This is a genomic window from Apilactobacillus pseudapinorum, from assembly GCF_040369555.1.
Taxonomy (GTDB): Bacteria; Bacillota; Bacilli; order Lactobacillales; family Lactobacillaceae; genus Apilactobacillus.
Genome location: NZ_BAABVU010000012.1, coordinates 123,219 through 142,912 on the forward strand (window position 1 = coordinate 123,219; position 19,694 = coordinate 142,912).

Annotated in this window: 19 protein-coding genes and 1 riboswitch; of the genes, 12 read left to right on the plus strand and 7 right to left on the minus strand. The window is 36.3% G+C overall.

Features of this window, described 5'->3' with window-relative positions:
• Positions 1–24: 24 nt before the first annotated feature.
• Together ABWU86_RS02050 and ABWU86_RS02055 are read left to right on the plus strand one after the other, a co-directional pair.
• Positions 25–936 carry a proline iminopeptidase-family hydrolase gene (locus tag ABWU86_RS02050; protein ID WP_353321147.1) on the plus strand — a complete coding sequence of 304 codons (912 nt, stop codon included), beginning with the start codon at positions 25–27 and terminating at the stop codon, positions 934–936.
• Positions 937–1,042: 106 nt separating this feature from the next.
• Positions 1,043–1,852 (plus strand): hypothetical protein, encoded by an 810-nt coding sequence (locus tag ABWU86_RS02055; protein ID WP_293793248.1) that lies wholly within the window; start codon positions 1,043–1,045, stop codon positions 1,850–1,852.
• A gap of 40 nt (positions 1,853–1,892) precedes the next feature.
• Here ABWU86_RS02055 and ABWU86_RS02060 read toward each other — a convergent pair whose 3' ends face one another.
• Positions 1,893–3,446, minus strand: a complete 1,554-nt coding sequence (locus ABWU86_RS02060; protein WP_053950668.1) for an ABC-F family ATP-binding cassette domain-containing protein — start codon at positions 3,444–3,446, stop codon at positions 1,893–1,895.
• A gap of 191 nt (positions 3,447–3,637) precedes the next feature.
• Here ABWU86_RS02060 and ABWU86_RS02065 point away from each other — a divergent pair, with 191 nt between their 5' ends.
• From ABWU86_RS02065 to ABWU86_RS02085, 5 genes are all read left to right on the plus strand, one after another.
• The gene (locus ABWU86_RS02065) at positions 3,638–4,012 is read left to right on the plus strand and encodes a VOC family protein (protein ID WP_353321150.1); all 375 of its coding nucleotides are present in this window, start codon (positions 3,638–3,640) and stop codon (positions 4,010–4,012) included.
• 166 nt (positions 4,013–4,178) lie between these two features.
• The gene (locus ABWU86_RS02070) at positions 4,179–5,819 is read left to right on the plus strand and encodes an APC family permease (RefSeq protein ID WP_053950379.1); all 1,641 of its coding nucleotides are present in this window, start codon (positions 4,179–4,181) and stop codon (positions 5,817–5,819) included.
• 364 nt (positions 5,820–6,183) lie between these two features.
• On the plus strand, positions 6,184–7,179 hold the full coding sequence (trpX, locus tag ABWU86_RS02075; protein ID WP_353321152.1) for a tryptophan ABC transporter substrate-binding protein: 996 nt from the start codon (positions 6,184–6,186) through the stop codon (positions 7,177–7,179).
• Positions 7,176–8,072, plus strand: a complete 897-nt coding sequence (locus ABWU86_RS02080) for an ABC transporter permease (protein WP_053950381.1) — start codon at positions 7,176–7,178, stop codon at positions 8,070–8,072. The genes trpX and ABWU86_RS02080 overlap by 4 nt, the downstream gene beginning before the upstream one ends.
• Positions 8,065–8,835 (plus strand): ABC transporter ATP-binding protein, encoded by a 771-nt coding sequence (locus ABWU86_RS02085; RefSeq protein ID WP_353321154.1) that lies wholly within the window; start codon positions 8,065–8,067, stop codon positions 8,833–8,835. Before ABWU86_RS02080 ends, ABWU86_RS02085 begins: the two co-directional genes overlap by 8 nt.
• 39 nt (positions 8,836–8,874) lie before the next feature.
• Here ABWU86_RS02085 and ABWU86_RS02090 read toward each other — a convergent pair whose 3' ends face one another.
• Entirely contained in the window at positions 8,875–9,738 is an 864-nt protein-coding gene (locus ABWU86_RS02090) for an NAD(P)-dependent oxidoreductase (RefSeq protein ID WP_353321156.1), read from the minus strand.
• 133 nt (positions 9,739–9,871) lie between these two features.
• On the opposite strand from ABWU86_RS02090, the gene ABWU86_RS02095 reads away from it, so the two are divergent.
• The gene (locus ABWU86_RS02095; protein WP_293793256.1) at positions 9,872–10,324 is read left to right on the plus strand and encodes a hypothetical protein; all 453 of its coding nucleotides are present in this window, start codon (positions 9,872–9,874) and stop codon (positions 10,322–10,324) included.
• 12 nt (positions 10,325–10,336) lie between these two features.
• Entirely contained in the window at positions 10,337–10,849 is a 513-nt protein-coding gene (locus tag ABWU86_RS02100) for a YbhB/YbcL family Raf kinase inhibitor-like protein (protein ID WP_353321159.1), read from the plus strand.
• Between the two features lie 29 nt (positions 10,850–10,878).
• Here the strand turns inward: ABWU86_RS02100 and ABWU86_RS02105 are convergent, their stop codons facing one another.
• A complete protein-coding gene (locus tag ABWU86_RS02105; protein WP_053950389.1) occupies positions 10,879–11,202 on the minus strand; it encodes a hypothetical protein in 324 nt (107 codons plus the stop codon).
• A gap of 122 nt (positions 11,203–11,324) precedes the next feature.
• Between ABWU86_RS02105 and ABWU86_RS02110 the strand changes: the two genes are divergently transcribed.
• The gene (locus ABWU86_RS02110) at positions 11,325–13,181 is read left to right on the plus strand and encodes an FAD/NAD(P)-binding protein (RefSeq protein ID WP_353321161.1); all 1,857 of its coding nucleotides are present in this window, start codon (positions 11,325–11,327) and stop codon (positions 13,179–13,181) included.
• Between the two features lie 46 nt (positions 13,182–13,227).
• Here ABWU86_RS02110 and ABWU86_RS02115 read toward each other — a convergent pair whose 3' ends face one another.
• A complete protein-coding gene (locus ABWU86_RS02115) occupies positions 13,228–14,097 on the minus strand; it encodes a LysR family transcriptional regulator (protein ID WP_353321163.1) in 870 nt (289 codons plus the stop codon).
• Positions 14,098–14,195: 98 nt separating this feature from the next.
• Between ABWU86_RS02115 and ABWU86_RS02120 the strand changes: the two genes are divergently transcribed.
• Entirely contained in the window at positions 14,196–15,605 is a 1,410-nt protein-coding gene (locus tag ABWU86_RS02120) for an APC family permease (RefSeq protein ID WP_353321165.1), read from the plus strand.
• Positions 15,606–15,638: 33 nt separating this feature from the next.
• On the opposite strand, the gene ABWU86_RS02125 is transcribed toward ABWU86_RS02120, so the two are convergent.
• From ABWU86_RS02125 to ABWU86_RS02135, 3 genes are all read right to left on the minus strand, one after another.
• Positions 15,639–17,006, minus strand: a complete 1,368-nt coding sequence (locus ABWU86_RS02125) for an MFS transporter (protein ID WP_353321167.1) — start codon at positions 17,004–17,006, stop codon at positions 15,639–15,641.
• Positions 17,007–17,136: 130 nt separating this feature from the next.
• Entirely contained in the window at positions 17,137–17,763 is a 627-nt protein-coding gene (locus ABWU86_RS02130; protein WP_237756934.1) for an LVIS_2131 family protein, read from the minus strand.
• An 83-nt stretch (positions 17,764–17,846) separates the two neighbouring features.
• Positions 17,847–18,857, minus strand: a complete 1,011-nt coding sequence (locus tag ABWU86_RS02135; protein WP_353321170.1) for a D-alanyl-D-alanine carboxypeptidase family protein — start codon at positions 18,855–18,857, stop codon at positions 17,847–17,849.
• Between the two features lie 124 nt (positions 18,858–18,981).
• Positions 18,982–19,073, plus strand: a riboswitch (TPP riboswitch).
• 66 nt (positions 19,074–19,139) lie between these two features.
• Between ABWU86_RS02135 and ABWU86_RS02140 the strand changes: the two genes are divergently transcribed.
• A complete protein-coding gene (locus ABWU86_RS02140; protein ID WP_353321172.1) occupies positions 19,140–19,694 on the plus strand; it encodes an ECF transporter S component in 555 nt (184 codons plus the stop codon).

The window sequence follows — 19,694 nt, forward strand, 5'->3', positions numbered from 1 at the left end:
ATTAAAATGAAATGAGGTATTGAGATGAAGCAACAAACAAAAATTATTACTTTAGATAACGGATACCATTTATGGACTCACACTTCTGGAGAAGGTAAGATCAACCTACTAGCATTACATGGTGGCCCTGGTGGAAACCACGAATACTGGGAAGATGCTGCAGATCAATTAAAGAAACAAGGACTAGACGTTGCCGTATCATACTATGACCAATTAGGTTCATGGTACTCAGATACTCCTGACTTCTCAGATCCTGAAGTTGCTAAAAAAATCCTAACTTACGACTACTACGTAGACGAAGTTGAAGAAGTTCGTCAAAAGCTTGGCTTAGACGACTTCTACTTAATTGGTCAATCATGGGGTGGTGTATTAGTTCAACTATACGCCCAAAAATATGGTGACCATCTAAAGGGTGCCATCATTTCTTCAATGGTTGATGAAATCGATGACTACACTAAGCATTTAGATGAAATTCGTGAAAAAGAATTCTCACCTGAAGAATTAGCATTCATGAAGGAATGTGAAGCTAGCAACGATTACGATAACGAACGTTACCAAAACGATGTTGACCAACTAAACAAGGGATACATTGATAGGAAGCAACCTTCAAAACTAGAACATTTAATCAGCGTTTCAAACACTGACATCTACAATGAATTCCAAGGTGACAATGAATTTGTTATCACTGGTAAGTTAGGTGAATGGCACAACACTGATCATTTATCAGAAAACCATGTCCCTACCCTAGTTACTTTCGGTGAACATGAATCAATGCCTGTTGAAACTGGTAAACGTATGGCTGAAATGATTCCAAACGCCCAATTCGTTTCAACTCCAAACGCTGGTCATCACCACATGATTGATAACGCGCCAGTTTACTACGATCACCTAGCAACTTTCATTCGTGAAGTTGAAAGCGATACTTTTAACAAATAATGATTGTTTAAGAATCTATTAAAAAAGACCCAATGGGTCTTTTTTTTATATCTTTTTAAGTTTTTCGTGGTATAAATAAGGTATTGAATAAAGGAGTTCAAATACTATGCAAAATGTTTATAATATCGTCATGAATCGAACCAACAGTAATAGCGTGGAACGATTCATCAATCTATTCAGAGAAGGCGCAATTATCCTTGTTGTCCTTGAAGTATTTGGGTATCGTGTCCCATCATTTCTAACCCCTGCTATGAACAACTTCTTATTAAGTGTTTTCTACTTAATTACTAGTTATAAAATCCCACTAATTTGTTTAATTACTGTTATTATCTTATTCTTAGTATCTGAAGCATCAATGCATCATCGCTATTTAGATAATTTACACCGCAATTTTTTCAGGCAGTTAATTAAACTATACAAATATGTATGGATTATCGTATTCACAGTTTGTTTATTAGCTACGAACCTAGAAAGTTTAATCGACTTCAAATTCATTATGGATGCCAAAGCGCTAAGTACACAATCAGTGTTTTGGCCAACATTATTTAGAAATTGTTTCGCCTTAGCACTATTCTTATTAAACGTTTATTGGTTTGCGGTTTACTTCTGTCAAAACGACAATGCATTGGCGGAAAAACATCCTCGTCAATCACAACTTAATTCTAAGAACTACATTAAGTTAGCGAAACGTGAACTGGTCTTTTCAGATCAACACATTTACCTACAACTATATGTCCGTAATAACGAAGAAAAGCCATTAGACGAAATCAAAGAATACTTTTTAGTTAAACAAGTAACCCACCGCAGCGACCGTTCGCATCGCCCTGACATCTCCATCGTCAGTCAATTCGCAACCTATGGTGATGCCAAAAACTTCTTAGAAGATTATGCTGACGAACCAGGTAACTTTATATAGTAAAAAAAGACTAGTTGATAATCAACTAGTCTTTTTTGTTTTAGTTATTAACTTGACCTTGGGCTTTGGCAATCTCATCGGCATCTCTTAGACTAAGTTTTTCAACATCTAAGACCTTATCGACTAGTCCATTATAGAAACTAGTTTCATGGGAGACGATAATTGCGTTTCCTGGGAAATTATTAATTGCATGCTTTAATGATTCTTTGGTTTCATCATCCAAATGGTTGGTAGGTTCGTCCATGATTAAGAAATTAGATGGTGTAAATTCTAGCATCGCTAACTTAACCTTGGTTTGTTCTCCCCCAGATAGTTCGCCAATTGGCTTAGAAGCGTTAGCAGCGTCTAAGCCACACTTAGCTAACTTAGTTCTAATTTCTTTTTGTTCCAATTTAGGGAACTTATTTTGGATAATTTGCATTGGTGTTTCATTATTGTTGCTCCAAACTAAATCTTGACTGAAGTAGCTGACTTTAGCTGATGGTGAGAATGTTGCTTTTCCACCCTTTGGTTTTAATAAACCTAAAATCGACTTGATTAGAGTAGATTTACCCACCCCATTAAATCCTTGGAAACCAACCTTTTCATCAGTATTCACTGAGAAACTAACTGGTTTTAATAATGGTTTATCATAACCAACTGATAGTTCATCAACCACCAATGCATTTTGTGAACCAGTATCTTCGTATGGGAAATTAAATGATGCATGAATATTAGTCGAAGGTGGATCAACCAATTCCATATGTGATAACATCTTTTCTCTTGATTTAGCCATGGTAGATTTTGAACCAGCCTTATTCTTACGAATAAACGCTTTGGCTTTTTCAATTTCTACTTGTTGCTTATCGTATTCTCTTTGTTGAACCATTTCACGTTCAGCACGTTGTCTCATAGCTGACTTAAAGTCACCACGATACTTGGTAATCTTACCGAATGCGATGTTGACGATACAGTTCGTAACATTTTCCAAGAAATCATAATCATGGGAAATTACCATGACTGCACCTTCGAACCCATTGATGTAATCTTCTAGCCACGCAATGTGTGCCACATCAAGGTAGTTAGTAGGTTCATCCAAAAGAATTACATCTGGATTTTCCAAGATCAATTTCGCAAGGATAATCTTTGAACGTTGCCCACCAGACATGTTAGTGATTTGTTGATCTCTTTTGACATCATCTAAACCTAAACCAGTGATTACTCGTTCAATTTCAGTTTCAATGTCATAGAAGTTATTAGCTTCTAATTCTTCTTGAATCCGTCCAGCTTGCGTTAATAACTTATCATCAAAGTTTTCTGCGTATTGTTCATATAGTTCTTGCATGTGCTTAGATTTATCATATAAATCTTGGTAAGCAGTATGTAAGAAATCAATCAATGTCATTCCTTCTGGAATATCAGCGTATTGATCCAAGTATCCAACGCTGACGTTGTTTTGCCATTTAACTGAACCGGAAATTGGTAATTCCACTCCAGTGATAATCTTAATTAGAGTTGATTTACCCACTCCATTTTGGCCAACGATTCCCATGTGTTCACCCTTATTCAAAGTGAAACTTGCTTCATCGTATAGCATCTTATCAGCAAAGCCCATGCTTATATCTTTTACATCTAATAAGGCCAATTCATATTCTCCTCTTTCTACCGTACTTATATATAATTATAAAATTAACATATTTTTGCCATCAACGTCAATTTTTCGGCGTCTTTAGAGATATTTAAACAATATTTTATTTCGACAATGGTATAATTAATTAGATAAATAAAAACAAAGGAATGATCATAATGAAGGTAAAAGATATTGATAATATAACCATCTTTGCCGCTGATTTAAAACTTTGCATGCGTTTTTACCATGAAGTTTTAGATTTACCTATCATTGAAATGACTGACACTAAGTTAGAATTTCAATTAGGAAAACAAAAACTAATCTTCCTTCAAAATGATAGCGATGATAACGTCCCGGAAAATCCTACTGCGGGTTCAGCTAAATTCTGCATCATTGTGAAGGATTCATTAAATGATTTAAGCTCACATCTTGCCAATTATGGGGTCAAAATCATTGACTGTCCGAAAAAAATTAAGGGCGCTAACGGTATGATGAACTCAATTTTCATAAATGATCCAGAAAACAATGTGATTGAAATTTGCGAATATTAATCAAAAATTATCAACAATATCACACTTTTTTTAATAAATTTTAAGTGCTAACAAACGCTATTATTATGCCCGATAAGCACCAAAAGCTTTGCCATGACAGGTCTTTAAACATTTTACATGCAAAGTGTTTTTTGTTAGTATACTCAAAGACCATGAAAGGAGTTTTATGAAAAAAAATAAGAAATCAAGAAAAGTAGGTTTATTTCAAATTGTAATGTTAGGACTTAGTTCCATTATTGGTTCTGGTTGGTTGTTCGGTTCATGGGAGGCTTCTCGTGTTGCTGGACCAGCTGCCATTATCTCATGGGTTATCGGTGCCATTGTTATTGCTTCAATCGCCTTTAACTACATCGAATTAGGTTCAATGTTCCCCGAAAGTGGTGGAATGAGTAAGTATGCTCAATACACCCACGGGTCATTATTAGGATTTATTGCTGCCTGGTCAAACTGGGTTTCATTAGTTACTTTGATCCCAATTGAAGCCGTTGCGGCTACTCAATACATGGGTTCATGGCCTTGGAAATGGGCTCACTGGACTCACGGATTCCTAATTAATGGAGAAATTTCTAATCTAGGTTTATTTGTCGTTTTTCTTTTCATATTAGTCTTCACGCTATTAAATTATTGGTCTGTTAATTTACTAGCCAGATTCACTAGTTTTATTTCAATTTTCAAACTAGGAATTCCGCTACTTACTATCATTATGTTAATCTTGTCAGGTTTCCACAGTGGAAACTTCACTTCACAAGGTTTCATGCCTTATGGTAGTGCCGCTATTTTCTCAGCAACTACTGCATCCGGGATCATCTTCTCATACAATGCATTCCAAGTAGTTATTAACATGGGAAAAGAAATCAAGAACCCTAAGCGAAACATCGCATTAGGTATTACAATCTCACTTGCAATCAGTATCGTTATCTACGTTGCACTACAATTCACATTTATTAGTGCCGTTGAACCATCAGTGCTAGCCAAAGTTGGTTGGCATGGAATTAACTTTGAATCTCCATTTGCCGACTTAGCGATTATGTTAGGTCTACACTGGTTAGCTGTATTGCTATACTTTGATGCATTCATTTCACCATTCGGTACTGGGGTATCATTCGTTGCTCAAACAAGTCGTACTCTTGCTGCAATGGTTGAAAATGAACATATGCCTAAATTCTTAGGTAAAATTAATTCTCGTTGGGGTATCCCTCGAATTGCGATGGTCGTTAACATGATTATCAGTGTGCTATTAGTTGCTTTATTTAGAAGTTGGGGTACACTCGCTAGTGTTATCTCTACTTCTACTTTGATTGCTTACTTAACAGGTCCTGTTACTGTAACATCATTGAGAAAGATGGCACCTAACTTTAAGCGTCCAATCCGTATGAGAATGCTACAATTTATGGCACCATTTGCTTTTGTATTAGCTAGTTTAGCTGCTTACTGGGCAATGTGGCCTACAACTGTAAAGGTTATTATCGTAATTCTATTGGGTCTACCATTCTACTTCTACTTCGAATGGAAAACTAACTGGAGCAAGACTAAGAACCAATTTGCCGGAAGTTTCTGGATGATTGGTTACCTAATCTTTATCTCAGTGATGTCATACGTAGGTTCTACCCCATTTGGTGGTCAAAACTGGATTCCATATCCTTTAGACTTCGTTGTTATCATCATTGTTTCTCTAATCTTCTACAGATGGGGAATCTCCAGTTCAATGGTAAGTACTGATCTTCACAATGCAAAAATGGTCAATGACCAAATCAACTTGGATGCATATGAAGATGAACCAACTAACGAAAATAAAGAAGACAAATAAAGCAAAAGAACACCATTTGGTGTTCTTTTTTATTTTATTTCTTGACAATTAAATTTGATAAACTTAAAATGAACTTAACTTAATTGAAAGGAGAAAGAAACCAATGAAGAATATGTTATCATCAAGTTTAAGTTCTCGTTGGCAAAGCTGGTGCTTATAAGTCGCATGCCCTATCACAGATGCGACTTATATGATGCAATCATTAAGCGCATCTGTACCGGCTTCTTTCTCACGAAATAATAAGCCTGTGCGGATATGATTCAGACACCACAGGCCAAAAATGTATCGGATAACCTGTTGTGTTTTGGGTTATCCGTTTTTTTATTGCATTAATAACCATCTTAACCAAAAAGGAGAATCTATTATGAAGAGACTATATACAGTCATTTGTATCCTAGTTGTACTATTAGGATTTGGTTTTTACCAAGAAAAACAACCACATAAAATTAACACTAATCACATTCCTACTGTTGGAATTCTACAATTAACAGAACACCCTGCCCTAGACGCGATTCATGCTGGAATCATTGCTGGTCTAAAACAATCTGGTTACACACCAGGTAAGAACATCAACATTGATTTCCAAAACGCTGAAGGTGATCAAGGCAACCTAAAGACAATGAGTTCTAAGTTTGCGACTGAAAATGTTGATTTATCAATCGGAATTACCACACCGTCAGCACAAGTCTTAGCAAACACTGTTAAGAACACTCCACTAATCTTAGGTGCCATTACAGACCCTAAATCAGCTGGATTGGTTAAATCAAACGAACACCCTGGTGGCCTAGTTACTGGTGTGTCCGATTTCCCACCAATGAAAGAAGAACTAGAGCTAATCAAAAAAATTATGCCTAACCTACATACTTTAGGGGTAATCTACACATCAAGTGATGATTCAGCAACTTCTCAATACCATCAATTCGTTGCATTATGTAAAAAAGAACATGTTAACGTTAAAGGTTACTCAATCTCTAACACTAACGACTTGAACCAAGTAGCAACTCAAATGGTGCAAAATGTTGACGCAGTCTACGTACCAAATGACAACACTGTTGCATCAGCAATCCAAACATTAGTTAACGTTGCTAACACAAAGAACGTGCCTGTCTTCCCTACTGCATCAACTGTTGTTAAACAAGGTGCGCTAGCTACAATTGGTTTAAACCAATACAAACTAGGTGTTCAAACTGGTAAGATGGCTGCTAAAGTTCTAAAGGGTGCTAACCCAGCAACTATGCCAATCGAAAAATTAGCTCACGGTGACTTAGCAATCAACCTAGCACAGGCTAAACGCTTGGGTATTAAAATTCCTGATTCACTAATCAAAGAAGCCAAAAGAAATGGAGTGATCTACAAATGAGTTTAATTATATCTGCAATCGGACAAGGCCTATTATGGGCTGTCATTGGAATTGGACTATATCTAACATTTAGAATTCTTGATTTCCCTGATATGACTGTTGAAGGAACTTTCCCAATGGGAGCTGCCACTGCGGTAACTGCCATCGCTCATGGTATCAATCCACTCTTGGCAACACTACTAGCCTTTGTGGTTGGTTGTCTTGCTGGTCTAGTAACCGGATTACTTTACACTAAAGCTAAGATTCCTGTTCTATTAGCCGGAATTCTAGTAATGACTGCTTCTTACTCAATTGATCTTCGTATCATGGGTAAACCAAACTTATCATTATTAAACCTACCTACTTTATTAAGTGGTAAATTCCTAAAATCACTTCCTGCCTACTTTGATGGTGTTGTGTTAGGACTAATTGTTATTACAGTTGTGACTGTCATTTTAATCTACTTCCTACAAACTGATTTAGGACAAGCTTTCATCGCCACTGGGGATAACGAAAACATGGCTGAATCACTAGGAATTAACACCGATAACATGAAAATCATGGGTGTCAGTGTTTCTAACGGATTAATCGCCCTAGGTGGTGCCCTAGTTGCTCAAAACAACGGTTACTCTGACGTTAATATGGGAATTGGAATTATCGTTGTTGCCCTAGCTTCTATCATTATCGGTGAAGTTATCTTCGGTGATTTAACTATGAATCAACGTCTAGTCGCTGTCATTGTGGGTAGTATTTTGTACCGTTTAGTATTACTACTAGTGCTTCAACTAGGCTTTAACGCCAACGACTTGAACTTAATTTCATCAATCTTATTAGCTATTTTCATGGGAGTACCTGCTTTCGAATCACGCTTCCATCTAAAACATGTTTTAAAAAGGGGGCTAAAAAATGACTAAGACAATCTTTCAATTAAAAGATGTGGTTAAAACTGTTAACCCTGATACTCCTGAAGAATTAAACATTTTAGATTACGTCAATTTAAACATTCATGAAGGTGACTTCATTACCATTTTAGGTTCTAACGGTGCTGGTAAGTCAACTTTATTTAATACCATTGGTGGTAACCTTCGCCCTACTTCCGGCCAAGTTATCTACAAGGATAAAGACATCACTAATATGTCAGTCGTAAAACGCACTTCATTTCTAAGTCGCGTCTTCCAAGACCCTAAATTAGGGACTGCCCCTCGTATGACCGTTGCCGAAAACTTATTACTAGCTGAAAAACGTGGTGGTCATCATCACCTTATTCCTCGTCGTTTGAAGACCCAAATGAAACACTTTGCGGAAATTACTGCTAAAATGAATAATAACCTAAATCATCGTTTAAACACCGCCACTGGTAGCTTATCTGGTGGTCAACGCCAAGCATTGAGTTTCTTAATGGCTACCATCAATCGTCCTGGCATCTTATTATTAGATGAACATACCGCTGCATTGGATCCTAAAACTTCTCAAAAGTTAATGGACATCACCGATGAAACCATCAAAGAACAAAAACTAACTTGTCTAATGATTACTCATCACCTAGAAGATGCCTTAAAATATGGAAACCGCCTATTGGTATTACACCAAGGTAAAATCTCATATGACATCTCTGGAGAAGAAAAAGCCAAGTTAACAAAAGAACAACTAATGACTTTCTTTAATGAAATTCAATAAACAAAAAACACCTTTGAATTAATCAAAGGTGTTTTTATTTTACTTCTTATAAATTTTCACTAGTCCTTGTGTTCCATCATCGCCTAAATGGTATTCATCAACCATCTTTTCGTACAGTTCTTTTGCTAGCTTAGTCGCGGGCAAATCAATTTGCATTTCTTCTGCTCCTTGAAGAGCAATGCGTAGATCCTTTAAGAAGTGCTTAGCTGAAAAACCAGGTTTAAAATCACCCGCTAATACTCTAGGTCCATAGTTGTCGAGACTCCAATTATCAGCGCTCCCGCTAGAAACAGTATCCATCATCGAAGCCAAATCCAGCCCTGCGGCTTTGCCATATTCGAACATTTCAACCATCCCCGTCATCGTCCCAGCAATCATGATTTGGTTCGCCATCTTAGTATGTTGACCTTTTCCAGGACCACCAAATAATTTAACTTGGCTTCCCATTACTTCTAAAACGGATTTGACTTGATTAAAGGTCGCTTCATCACCACCGACCATAATGGTAAGTGTGCCATTCCTAGCTCCGACATCCCCACCAGAAACTGGTGCATCTAATGTTTGAATCCCGCGTTTTTGTCCTTCTGCATAAATTTCTTCATCTATTTTAGGAGTACTTGTCGTCGAATCAATTAAAATGGTCTGATCATCAGCTCCAGCAAATAATCCGTGGTCGCCAAAGTAAATTTCTTTAACGTCATCTGGAAAACCAGCAATAGTAATCACCACTGATGAATTTTTAGCCACTTCTTCTGGTGTATCATACCATTTAGCTCCATCATCTAAAACCGTTTGTGCATGCGCCTTAGTACGGTTAAATACGTTCACCTCGTGGTTAGCTTTCAATAAGTTTTGAATCATTGAAGAACCCATTACTCCGGTTCCAATAAAACCAATTTTCATAGTTGATTCCTCCTTTTCTTATAGCCTATAACTATTATCACTTTCTCGCAAACTTTCTGCTTAATTCCTATCGCAGGCAATTTTTGTTATAATAGATAAGTAATACTATTTTTCCGAATGGAGGATTATTTGTATGAATAATGGTGATAACGACAGTAGAATCCGTAAATACACGTTTGATGATACTGTTACAAATGCTAATAAAAGTCGCCAAAACAATAACCGCATTTGGCCGATCATAATTTTTATCGTCGTAGTGGCTGGATTAATTCTAGCTGGTGTTAAAACCATCACCTACTTTACTTCTAATAGCCACTCAAACCAGTCAACCGAGATGAGTTCACAAGTTCGAAATAAACAATCTCAAACCGATTCACAGAATCAAAATGATAGAAATCAATATGCCATGCCAACTAAGAAATCTGGCAAGAAAACGATGTTTGATCGTACCCATATTTTCAGTTCCGTTGCTGATGCTCAAAACTATGCAAAGGCAACCCAAGACCAATGGTTAAAAGCTGGTTATACCAACTATACCGTGTCGGCTGATTCACAAGGTTATTATATTTTGAAATTTATTAAATAGGAGGTTTGTACTATGAAGATTGAAGTTAACTTAGATAATAATCGTCTTCCAGATAAATATACTAGACACGCTGCTGTTGAATATATGGAACATGATTTTCCAGTGGTATCATTCCCATTTTCAATCAAAGATGTCCCTGCAGGCACCAAAGAAATTGCCTTTGCATTAACTGATTTAGATTCAATTCCAGTATGTGGTTTTGAATGGATTCACTGGTTAGTCGCTGGTTTAGACGGCCACGATGTTGACGTCCCAGAAGACTCTAGTCGTAACAACCCATTAAATTGGACACAAGGTTACAACAGTTCCGCTGGTCACATCTATGACATGAAAGACCAACCTATCAGTCAACATTACATGGGACCCAAACCACCTAGTGGTGTTCATGACTACACATTAACTGTCTATGCATTAAACACCAAATTAAATTTCAATGATGGCTTTTGGTACAACGAACTAATTCATAATATGGCTGGTCATATTATTGAAAAAGTCAAAATCGACTTACCTGTTGAAAACAACTAAAAAAAGAACCGATATTAATCGGTTCTTTTTTATAGTCTTGCGATGCGTTGGGCTTCATCTTCTAATCTGAAACAAAGCTCTAATGCATCATGACGAAAGTCTTCGACAAAATTTTCTTTTGTCGATTTAAATTCTGCGATTTGACTACCGCTAATCCCAGTGACAGTAAATGTATCTCCATTTAAATGAGAAGTGTCATAGTGGCCTTCTTCTGCTTCTTCTAGGTAATCTTGGAATAAATCAGCAACCGCTTGATAGATTACTTCTTCTTCAGTGACTTGATGACCGTCAATTAGCATACGTGCCATTTTTAATTTTACTTCGTCCATGTTTTCAGGAATTAATTCACTCATTATTAACACCATCCTTATGCATTAATTTTATCATATCCGTAAAAAATTTTGATAATTTTATGCGTCAAACCCAAATCAGTTTTTCAATCATGTTATTATCTTATTATAAAGGAGTGTTCGACATGCAAATTGGAATTATAGGTGCTGGCCCTCGTGGCCTATTAATGTTAAATAACCTTATTTTAAATCATGATGCTAATCATCTAGAAGATATTACAATTCACTTATTCGACCGCTACATTCAAGGTGGCCGTGTGTGGAAAGTTAATCAACCCATCAGTCTAATCATGAATACCCCGGCAAATGAATTATCACTTTTCAATGATAATCAAGCCGATGCTTACTCCATTTCAGAATGGTGTCAATCAGATGAATCAATTAAATTCATCAAACAATTAGATGTTGATAACCGCGATGAACTACTTGAAGCGGTCCAAAAAATTAACGACCGTTCATACGTTCCTCGTGCAATCTGTGGTGCGTATTGTCAATGGTTCTTCTCTCTTTTAGAAGATCAAATCAATCAAAATGACCATATTAATTTAGAACTACACTTCAATCAAAATGTAGATGAAGTCAAAGCAAATGACGATGATACATACTCAGTCTTCGCCAACCAACAACAATACAATGTTGACCGTTTAGTATTTAGTTTAGGCCAACAAGAAAATAAATTAACTAAGGATCAAGAATCACTACTAAAGTATTCCAAAGATTACGACCTAACTTACATTTTACCTGGTGAAGCCGATGAAGCTGACTTAAGCCATATTCAAGCTGACCATAACGTCATTATTCGTGGAATGGGCCTTAGCTTTAATGATTTCGTATCACGTTTAACCGAAGGTCGTGGTGGAACTTTCACTGATAATGGTGATAATACCCTAACTTATCATCCAAGTGGCAAGGAACCAACCATTTATGCTGGTTCAAGACGTGGTGTCCCATATTATCCAAAAGCGATTAGTCAAAAGGCATTTAACGAAAATTATTCAGCTGTCTTTTTAACTAACGAAAATGTGGATAAACATGTGCATAACGGCCACATTAGTTTTGAAGATTTCCACAAACTACTTCGTTTGGATATTGAATACAGATACTATTCTTTCTTATTCGCTTTAAAACATCCCGAAATCAACGTGGAAGAATTCCAACAAGCTTTTATTGATGCAGATGATCACGATTCATTAATCGCTAGTTATCACCTAAATGACGATGAAATCTTTAACTGGGACTTAATTTTAAACCCCGTCGCTGGAATTAAAATCTCAACACTAGATGATTACCAAGGCCATGTTAAAAAATGGTTACAACTAATTGTTGACGATGCTCTATTAGGTTCTAAAACTTCTCCAATTACTGGTGCAATTGAAATGCTAAGGGATTTAAGAGACAATATTCGCTACATTTTATCTAACCACCTATTTACTAACGATGACTTTGCTAACAAGTACCAAGGTCAATTCTCTGCTAACATGAAGTTCCTATCACAAGGTGCTCCCGCTGTGCGTAGTCAAGAAATCATCGCACTAATGAACGCTGGTGTTGTGAAGATTATTGGCCCTCAAATGCAAGTGATTGGTGCTAACCATAAGTTTATTACTCGTTCTGCTTTCTACGGTGAAGAAATTATTCAAGCCGATGCTTTAATTGAAGCCAGAACCAACGCTCCTGTTACTAACGTTTCAGCTAATCCGGTATTAACTAGTATGTTGGATAGTGGAATTGTGTCTGCTGAACAAATTACTTTATCAGATGGTAAAGTCGTAGCTAACTCTTCAGTTGATATCGACTTAGCTACTGATCGTGTCGTTGGTGAAAAGAACTTATACACATGGGGATTAAATACTGAAGGAGTTTACTTTGTGACTTCAGCGATTCCTCGTCCTGGTGTAAATGATTCCATTTACGCTGCTGCTGATAAAATTGCCAAAGAAATCTTTGATATCAAAGTGGATAACCCCACTATTTATATGTAAAAAACGATAATACTACAAAATAAAAACGTCCCTCTGGGACGTTTTTTTAATACAGTTCTTCTTTATGATCGACGATGAAGTCGACAAAATATTGACTCGCAATTGGTAGTTCTTCTTTATTTTTATACACAATTGCGACCGGTCTAGTTACATCTGGGACAATTGGCTTACTAACAACCTTAAAGTCGGTTCTTTCAAACACTAATTCAGATAGAATACTAATGCCCAGTCCGGCTTCAACCATCGCCATGATTGTATAGTCATCTTGAATGATATATCTGACATCTGGAGTTAATCCAGCTTTTTTAAAGGCCTCAAGTGGTTCACTGTAGCCACCACCTTCAACTAATATGAATGGATCATCCACAAGTTTTTCAATCGGAATTTGCTCCAATTGAGCTAATGGGTGATTTTCCGGTAAGAATGCATGCATGCTGGTCTTATGTATTAGTGTCTTATTAAAACCAGTTCCAAATTCAGCTGTCATGATGGCAAAATCAATTTGATCATTTTTAAGCCATTCTAGAATGGTGCCGTAATCACCTTGATTTAAAATGAAGTTAATTTTAGGGAACTGGGTTTTAAATTCTTTGAATAATTGTGGTAACCAATAACAACTAACACTGGTAATCGCACCGATTCTAATTGTACCGGATTGCAGCCCATTAATTGATTCAGCCGTATCCAATAATGAACGATATTGTTTTAAAGTTTGACGAATAAATGGGTATAGCTTTTCCCCATCAGGTGTTAATTCAACTCCCGAACGTGATCTTTTTAAGATATGCATATTGAATTCTTTTTCTAGACTAGCCATCATCTGACTTACTGATGACTGTGTATAGCCTAGTTGTTCTGCTGCTTTAGTAAAGCTTTTATTTTGCAGCACTGCTTCTAAAACCAAAAAGCGGTTCATTTAATATCACCTTTTCTAATGTAAACATTTTAAATATTAATTTTACTTATATTTGTTTTCATTATATAGTGTTAACAATTCATAAACAAGAAAAGGTGATGATACTTATGCAAATTTTTAAGAAAGAATCGGTTAGCAATTATTTAGAGGCTGACTCACGATTAGCAAAGTCATTAAACGCAAAAGACTTAGTTGCATTGGGTATCGGTGCTGTAATCGGAACTGGGATTTTTATTCTTCCTGGTCATGAAGCTGCCAGTCATGCTGGTCCAGCTGTCGCAATTGCCTTCTTGATGGCTGCCATTGTTTCTGGTTTAGTTGGAATGGCCTACGCTGAATTTTCATCAGCGATGCCAATCGCTGGATCAGCATATTCATTTGGTTCAGTTGTCTATGGTGAAATTATTGGTTGGATTTTAGGTTGGGCATTGATTCTAGAATACTTCTTAGCGGTTTCCGCTGAAGCAACCGGTTTTGCTGCTTACTTTAACAATAATATTTTAGCCGCTTTTGGGATCAATATTCCAAAGTCCTTCCAAGCCAGCCCCATGGAAGGTGGCGTGATTAATATCACTGCCGTTATCATTGTGTTAATTATAGCAGGAGTACTTCTAAAAGGAACCGAAATGTCCAAGAAAGTTGAAAACTTCGCAGTAATTGTTAAGGTCGTTATTATTATCGCATTTATTGTTATTGGCGCATTCTACGTTAAAACTAGCAATTATGTTCCATTCTACCCTTCACAATTCCACTCAACTCCATTTGGTATGGGTGGTATCTTTACTGCAGCTGCTACTGTATTCTTTGCTTTCATAGGATTTGATGCACTAGCATCTAACTCAGCTGAAACTATTAACCCAGGTAAAAACGTTATTAAGGGAATTTTAGGAACTGTTATCTTCGCAGTAGTTCTATATGTAGCATTTTCATTTGTATTAACAGGAATCGTTAACTACAAGGAACTAAACGTTGATGACCCCGCTGCTTATGCCCTACAAATTATTCACTTAACAGCATTTAACAAACTAATTACTATCGGTGCTTTGTTTGGTATCTTTACCGCTATGGTAACCATGTTCATCGGTGGATCAAGACTTGTTTATGCATTGGGTCGTGATGGATTGCTTCCTAAATTTATCGGACGCGTTAATGAAAAACACTCAGTTCCAAGAAATGCGATTATTATCGCTACTATCATTCAAGCTGTTTTCGCTGGTTTAGTTCCCCTATCTGAACTAGCTTCACTTATTAACGCCGGGACATTGATTGCCTTCGCATTTATCTCATTTGGTGTTATCAAGCTACGTCATCGTAAAGACATCCAAAATGATGGTTTTAAAATGCCATGGTACCCATTCCTACCTATTATTGCCGGAGTATTCAGTATTTTCTTTATTGTAATGCTTCCAGATATCACTAAAATTTTCGTAGCCATTTGGATTGTGATCGGATTTATCTTCTACTTTGCTTATGGTGTTCACCATTCCAAACTACAAAATCAAAAATAAGAAAAAGCCTTCACTTTAAAGTGAAGGCTTTTTTTAGTCTTTATTAAACAAAATAACGATAAATTGAATTGCAGTAATAATTGATAAAAATAATATCGCCACCGCAAAACCAACAACTGGTTGATGAATATTAACTAGATTGACCTTAGTAATAATCGTTGCCACAATTACAGTTCCAATTGCTCCTGCGAATTGTTGAACCGTTGTCAAAATCGCGTTTCCATCTGCTTTTCGTTCATTTTTTAAATAGCTTAGTGCTTTAGTCATGATGTTTCCATATGATAAGCCAATTCCAATCATAATCAATGTATATGTGATGATAAAGAATAAGTCACTCACATGCGCTGAATTGATTGTTAACGCAATTAATGATATCAAGATTAAACCTGATCCAGATAAAATCGGTTTCTTTGCGCCGACTTTATCCAATAAAATACCGGATAGCGGTGAAATAATTGCACCTAATACAGCACCAGGTAATAAAATTAATCCAGCAACACTGGAGTCACTATGGTTAATAATTTGCACGTAGTTTGGCACTACAAACGCTAACCCTAAAATGATTAATTGGTTGATAAAAAACGCTAGTAAAAAGCGACTGTATGAGTGATTTTTCAAAATCGATACGTTTAAAATTGGATTAGCCAATTTATTTTGTCTGGCCATAAATGATATTAAGGCGATAATCCCAATTACTAATGGTAACCAGACATTCACGTTTAAGAATTGATTAGTACTAATATTACTAATTCCGATAATTAAACCGGAAAAGGTAAATACGATAAATACAAAACTAACAAAGTCAAAGCGACTAGGTTTTAACTCTGGTTGGCTTAATTTAGGAATGGTAATCATCCCTAAAATCATTGCCAATATTAGTACTGGAATTAAAAAGATAAAAATATAACGCCAGCCAAGTGTATGCACAATAATTCCACCAAATGTGGGTCCTACTGCCGAAGCAGCAGCTGTAATCAATGATCCAAATCCCATCATAAAGCCGAGTCGACTAAGTGGGACGTTATCTAAAATCAAGTTAAACATTAATGGTAATGATATCCCCGTTCCAATCCCTTGCACTAGTCTACCAATAATTAAAAAGGTAAAGCTGGGGGCAAATGCATCGATTAACAAACCAATCAAAAACATTAACCCGGAAAAGATAAACAAGTGCGTAGTCTTGAAGTTCTCTTTTAAGAACTTAGATAACGGAATCACACTGGATAAAACTAATAGATAAATTGTAGTAATCCATTGAACCACATTCAGTCCAATATGGAACTCGCTAATTAACGTAGGAAAGGTAATATTCATTGATGTTTCAACGATTACCCCACTAAAAGTCATCACGCCAACTGCGATAATTGATAATAATACACTTCTCGAAATTCTTTCTTTCATTAAATAAACATTATATTTCGTCTCCTATAAAATTTGGTATTAAGATACGAAGTAAAATTATATAGATTTTAAAAATTCCTCGCAAACGAAACGACTTACAAAATAAAAAAGTGCTGAACTATTCAGCACTTTAATTATCGTTATATATAAATGAACTATCTGGAATTCTAATTAATGTGTAGCTAGTATATTGTCTACCTGCACGCATCCCAATGCCGTTCAATAAATTGTCTTTATACGTTGCGGTTACCTTAGCAACCCACGCTTTTTGGTATCTTTGATCTAACTTATTAGCTTGACGATCATTCCATCTAACAGCTGACTTTTGCACATTAATCTCATTGTTAGTCCCTACTAACACACTAGATTGTGAACTAGAGACTGAAAGTCGGCGTCCGTTAACCAAATATGAATAAGACTGATTCAATGATGGATTGCTTTCACTTTTGACTTTCACATAGTATGAACTATTCCCATTAGTATCTAATATTAGTGGTTGATAATCGCGCTTAATGTTAACATTTTCCCCGTCAGCACTAACATTTGTATGGAAAGATTCAAATGACATAAATCCCACCCCAATGAACAAGATCACAATCTGGATCGTGGTCTTAACAAGATGGCTAAGTGAAAAGTCGTAGTGCCCATTTATGATTAACCTACTTCTTCGAACCGCGATGTTATAAATAATAAAAATAGCATATGCTAGTAATATAATCCAAAGAAGGAGGCCAACTATATTCCAGGCCGATTTCATAAATCTACTCCTTTTTATAGTAATCCAATATATTATCTATCATACACTATTGTAACACATCTACCAAATTCTTATAGAAACCATTAATTAAAGTACTTTGACTTACTATTAACTAATTTAATTAGTGCTGCTGTATCAGAAAATTCGGTGTAATCATTAACGGTTACTGTCACTAGTCGATCTTTACCAGGCTTTTGCGCAGTGGCCACTAAACATAGTCCCGCTGCAACCGTATAACCAGTCTTTAAGCCATCAACATGTAAGCTTGGGTCATAGAACGGTTTATTTGGTAATAAGCTATTTTCATTGATTAAAGTCTGACCATCAACAGTTTCAGTGGTTTGTTTGGCATCATCCACTACTTGTGGGTAGACACTTAAGACGTGATCAGCGATTTCGGCTAAACTTCTAGCAGAAACCATGTTAGCGGCATCACTACCGCCTACTTGAGCGTAACCGAATTTTTTCAAATCACTATTTTCTAGTCCCGATGAAGAAACGAAAGTAGCGTTTAGGTGCCATGCTTTGGCTTGCTCATTCATCATCTTGATAAACTTAACATTATTCCCTGCAACCCAATTACCTAGCGCGATTGCTGAATTATTGGATGATTCAACCAACGCCGCCTTATATAAATCTCTAACAGTATACTTGTGGCCCTTCTTAAATCTAAAACCGCCTAATTCACTATCTTCCCCTAAACGGCGTAGGCCATCATCGTCAGTGTTTACAATTTGATTCCAGCCCTTCGTCTTTTCAGCTTTTTGAATTGTTAGATACAATGTCATCAACTTCGCTAATGATGCGACTTTAATTTTTTGATCTGCATTTTGCATGTAGACGAATTTATTGTTAGTCGCATCCAGCGCCACTACAGCACTGGCATTACCGAATTGGTTGTTACTTGCCTTAATTAAATCTTTGCTATAAGTTTGTTTATCTGTATTGTAGTTAGGTTGATATTCTTCTTTTTTAGTTTCATATTTTTCGTAAACTTGCTTTACTGCGTAGAATGGATTCCCGAATTGTTCATAAATGCCGATTCCAATCGCTGCTACGAAAATGATTGTTAATCTTTTTACTGATTTTTTCATTTAAATAATACTTCCAGTCTAATTATGTACCCTATTAAAGTACCATGAAATCACGGATTCAACAACACTTTAAAATTGAACTTGCTTTTAATTTTGGATAATAGTATAGTTGTGGTAAATTGATAATTAATGTTTGGGGTGCCGTTATGGCTGAGAAAACACCCATTGTACCTGATTCAGGATAATCCCTGCGAAGGAAAACAACCCTTTTATTTTTTAAACATAAAATAAATTGGACTCCAGACTAATAATAGTTTGGGGTCTTTTTTTCTGGAGGAAACTATGAAAAACACATGGTCACTTAGAAACATCATTTTACTTACATTAATCTCAATTATCTGTGGAATTATCTTCTTTGCCACAGGATTCCTATACAACGCACTAAGCCTAGCACTTACTCCATCTGGATTAGCACCATTAGCTAACGACTTACTTCTTGGTCTTTGGATTATGGCTGCTCCTTTAGCTGGCTTCATCTTTAAACGCCCTGGTGCACCTTTCTTAGCTGAAGTTATTGGTGCAATCGTGGAAATGTTCTTAGGTGGACAATGGGGTGTCGGTGCTGTCATCTCAGGAATCGAACAAGGTATCGCTACAGAAGTTGGTTTCGTAGCAACAAAATACAAACATTTTGACTGGATTGGGGTTTCCGCAACTACTATCTCAACTACTGTTATTACATTTATCTGGGACTGGTTCAAGAGTGGTTACAACGCATATTCAGTTAACATGCTCATCCTATTATTCTTTGCACGCCTATTATCAATCTTCATCTTTGGTGGCGTTTTATCAAAATTAGTAGCAAACATGCTAGAAAAAAGTCACGTTATCAAGTAA

Excerpts from the sequence above, each read along its gene's own strand:
- trpX (WP_353321152.1), top strand. The coding sequence starts at position 6,184 with ATGAAGAGACTATATACAGTCATTTGTATCCTAGTTGTACTATTAGGA.
- ABWU86_RS02120 (WP_353321165.1), top strand. The coding sequence starts at position 14,196 with ATGATACTTATGCAAATTTTTAAGAAAGAATCGGTTAGCAATTATTTA.
- ABWU86_RS02070 (WP_053950379.1), top strand. The coding sequence starts at position 4,179 with ATGAAAAAAAATAAGAAATCAAGAAAAGTAGGTTTATTTCAAATTGTA.
- ABWU86_RS02090 (WP_353321156.1), bottom strand. The coding sequence starts at position 9,738 with ATGAAAATTGGTTTTATTGGAACCGGAGTAATGGGTTCTTCAATGATT.
- ABWU86_RS02105 (WP_053950389.1), bottom strand. The coding sequence starts at position 11,202 with ATGAGTGAATTAATTCCTGAAAACATGGACGAAGTAAAATTAAAAATG.
- ABWU86_RS02055 (WP_293793248.1), top strand. The coding sequence starts at position 1,043 with ATGCAAAATGTTTATAATATCGTCATGAATCGAACCAACAGTAATAGC.
- ABWU86_RS02135 (WP_353321170.1), bottom strand. The coding sequence starts at position 18,857 with ATGAAAAAATCAGTAAAAAGATTAACAATCATTTTCGTAGCAGCGATT.
- ABWU86_RS02060 (WP_053950668.1), bottom strand. The coding sequence starts at position 3,446 with ATGGGCTTTGCTGATAAGATGCTATACGATGAAGCAAGTTTCACTTTG.
- ABWU86_RS02115 (WP_353321163.1), bottom strand. The coding sequence starts at position 14,097 with ATGAACCGCTTTTTGGTTTTAGAAGCAGTGCTGCAAAATAAAAGCTTT.
- ABWU86_RS02110 (WP_353321161.1), top strand. The coding sequence starts at position 11,325 with ATGCAAATTGGAATTATAGGTGCTGGCCCTCGTGGCCTATTAATGTTA.
- ABWU86_RS02130 (WP_237756934.1), bottom strand. The coding sequence starts at position 17,763 with ATGAAATCGGCCTGGAATATAGTTGGCCTCCTTCTTTGGATTATATTA.
- ABWU86_RS02095 (WP_293793256.1), top strand. The coding sequence starts at position 9,872 with ATGAATAATGGTGATAACGACAGTAGAATCCGTAAATACACGTTTGAT.
- ABWU86_RS02065 (WP_353321150.1), top strand. The coding sequence starts at position 3,638 with ATGAAGGTAAAAGATATTGATAATATAACCATCTTTGCCGCTGATTTA.
- ABWU86_RS02100 (WP_353321159.1), top strand. The coding sequence starts at position 10,337 with ATGAAGATTGAAGTTAACTTAGATAATAATCGTCTTCCAGATAAATAT.
- ABWU86_RS02050 (WP_353321147.1), top strand. The coding sequence starts at position 25 with ATGAAGCAACAAACAAAAATTATTACTTTAGATAACGGATACCATTTA.
- ABWU86_RS02080 (WP_053950381.1), top strand. The coding sequence starts at position 7,176 with ATGAGTTTAATTATATCTGCAATCGGACAAGGCCTATTATGGGCTGTC.
- ABWU86_RS02085 (WP_353321154.1), top strand. The coding sequence starts at position 8,065 with ATGACTAAGACAATCTTTCAATTAAAAGATGTGGTTAAAACTGTTAAC.
- ABWU86_RS02125 (WP_353321167.1), bottom strand. The coding sequence starts at position 17,006 with ATGAAAGAAAGAATTTCGAGAAGTGTATTATTATCAATTATCGCAGTT.
- ABWU86_RS02140 (WP_353321172.1), top strand. The coding sequence starts at position 19,140 with ATGAAAAACACATGGTCACTTAGAAACATCATTTTACTTACATTAATC.